The sequence below is a fragment of the Streptomyces sp. SID5785 genome (genome assembly GCF_009870065.1).
GTDB lineage: Bacteria > Actinomycetota > Actinomycetes > Streptomycetales > Streptomycetaceae > Streptomyces.
On record NZ_WWIA01000323.1, the window covers coordinates 1 to 2,413 of the forward strand.

3 protein-coding genes are annotated in these 2,413 nt (G+C 74.0%); 1 reads left to right on the forward strand and 2 read right to left on the reverse strand.

Annotated elements, in window-relative coordinates:
* Positions 1-857 (forward strand): phosphatase PAP2 family protein (locus GTW43_RS10515; protein ID WP_161301380.1); only part of this gene is annotated, 857 nt, incomplete at its 5' end.
* An 82-nt stretch (positions 858-939) separates the two neighbouring features.
* Here GTW43_RS10515 and GTW43_RS10520 read toward each other — a convergent pair.
* Positions 940-1,971: a hypothetical protein gene (locus tag GTW43_RS10520; RefSeq protein ID WP_161301381.1), complete on the reverse strand. Its 1,032-nt coding sequence runs from the start codon at positions 1,969-1,971 to the stop codon at positions 940-942.
* A 94-nt stretch (positions 1,972-2,065) separates the two neighbouring features.
* On the reverse strand, positions 2,066-2,413 hold a 348-nt coding region (locus GTW43_RS10525), incomplete at its 5' end, for an alpha/beta hydrolase (RefSeq protein WP_237536518.1).

A 2,413-nucleotide genomic window follows, 5' to 3' on the forward strand; every position in this document is an offset into this window, starting at 1 on the left:
TCCTGGACGCGTACGTCGCCACCGCCGACCACGCGCTCGCCAACCCGTCGTGGCTGGTCGGCCGGCTCGTCGAGGCCACGGACCCGGCCGGCGGCATGTTCCTCCACCTCGTGTACGGGCAACTGCCGCTCGCCGCCGCCCTCGTGGGCCTGTACCAGCTGCGCAACGTCGCGACGGAGCGGCGCTTCCCGCAGCATCACCTGGTGCGCACGTTCCTCGCCATCGGGCTGCTCGGCCCGGCGATCTACATGATCTTCCCGGTCGTCGGCCCGGTCTTCGCCTACGGCGCCGACGGCGGCCAGTGGGCGGCGGCGAACGTGTGGCCCGACGTGCTGCCGACGATCGGCGCCCCCCAGGCGTTCCGGTTCGACGAGATCACACCGCGCAACTGCATGCCGAGCCTGCACACCGCGTGGGCGGTCTCGCTGTTCCTGCACACCCGCAAGGGCGCGCGATGGATGCGCTGGGCGGGCACGTTCTGGCTCGTCGCCACGCTCACCGCGACGCTCGGCTTCGGCTATCACTACGGCGTCGACCTCGTGGCCGGCGTGGTGTTCTGCCTGACGATCGAGGCGTCGATGCGGTCCTTCTCGCGCGGCTGGGACCTCTCCTCGACCCGCATGGTGGCCTACGGCGGCGTCGTGTTCACCCTGCTCCTGGTGGCGTACCGCTGGCTGCCGACCCAGATGGCCGACCACCCCTGGGCCTTCGGTCCGCTGCTGCTGATCCTGCTCGGCTCCGTGATCGCCCTGTACGCCCGCACGTCGAAGCGGTGGGACAGCACCGAGGCCGTGCCCGTGCCCCGGCAGACGACGCCGACCCCGGCGACGGACGTCCAGCCCGAGCCCGCGGCCTGACCCCGGCCGCGTACGGCCGCACGTGAGCGCCCCGGCACCGGGATCCGGTGCCGGGGCGCTGCCGTCGCTGCGGACCCGGAGGTCAGTCGCCGTAGCCGTGGCCGCCGTCGCAGCCGCAGTCGTCCTTCTCCTCGACGGTGAAGTCGACGCCGCCGACGTCGCCGTGGGTGGCGTCGACCTGCTCGGTGTCCTCGCCCGAGGCGTCCTCGCCGTCACCCGGCTCGACGTGGACCGCGTAGTCGCCGGTGGCCACGTCGGGGAACGTGTAGTGACCGTCCTCGTCGGGCTCGGCGGTGACCGGGTGGTTGTCGTCGTCCAGGACGGGCGTGCCGTCGGGGTGCTGGAGCTCGACGACCGTGTCCTCGGGCAGCGGGGTGTCGTCCGTCTCGTCGACGGTGCCGCTGATGTCGACCGTCTCGGCGGCGAACCACACCTGGTAGGCGGGGATCCCGGTCCGCACGGAGAAGGTCAGCGTCAGGGTGCGCACCTCGGCCGTCGGGCGCAGCCAGGCGGAGGCGCCGGAGGTGTCGCTCCCGCTGCCGTGCAGCGTGCTGGTCCCCGGGACCCAGGTCGGCTGGTCGGTGAACGGGCCGCCGCCGGTGCAGGTGGACGGCCGCGGCGAGGCGTCGCAGTAGTTGAACGCGCTCTGGAAGCCGAGCTGGGCCGCCGTCAGGGCGTGTCCGTCCGGGCCGGTCGCGGAGATCTTGACGTCGTCGGCGTCGACGTCGCCGAGCGCGATGCCCCAGCCGCCGGGCGTCGGGACCTGGTCGAACGTGAAGGTGGTGCTGGACGGGGTGCGGCCCGATGCCGTCGCGAGGTTCAGGTAGGGCTTGCCCTGGGAGGAGCCGTAGACCTGGCCGAACGGCGTCTGCTCACCGAGGAACGCCGAGCCGCCCGCGGACACCCGCGGCCGGGTGCTGTTCGTCGTGAACGTCCCCTCGGGGCCGCCCGTCGCGCCGGTGGAGACGGTGCCGCTGGAGGCGGGCGGCGCCGCGTCGAGGGTGTACCGGGCGTACTCGGTGCCCTCGGCGGCGGCGGGCGCCGCGGAGAGGCCGAGGGCGACGAGCGAGGCGGCGGTCAGAGGAAGGAGGCGGGAGGTTCTGAACAGGCGCATGAAGCCGTCTTCCGGGTCGGCGGAAAGGTCGACGGTCAGCCTCCACGCCAGCCATACAAACGGGATGTATCAACGCGGAGCGGTCCCCGGAATGTCACCCCGACGGGTCAGGCGCGACGCACCCGGCGGCGCCCCGCCGCAGGAAGGGGAGCACCACGTCGAGGAACGCGCGGGGGCTGGTGCGGTGGACGAGGTGACCGGCCGGCACCGTGACGAGCCGTGCGCGCGGGACGCGGTCGGCGAGCGCGGCGATGTCGGCCTGCGGCACATGGCTGCCCGGGCCGCCCGCGACGGCGAGCGTCTCGGCGGTGATGTCGCCGAGGCTCCGCGCCCACGCGGGGTCCGGGCGGTCCAGCTGGGCGCGGACCTCGGCCACGGCCGCCCAGTCGAAGGACAGCTCGCCCTCGGGCCGTACGGCGGGACGCGGTGCGCGCGGCCGCAG

Coding starts and splice junctions, on each gene's coding strand:
- GTW43_RS10520 (WP_161301381.1), bottom strand. CDS start 1,971: ATGCGCCTGTTCAGAACCTCCCGCCTCCTTCCTCTGACCGCCGCCTCG.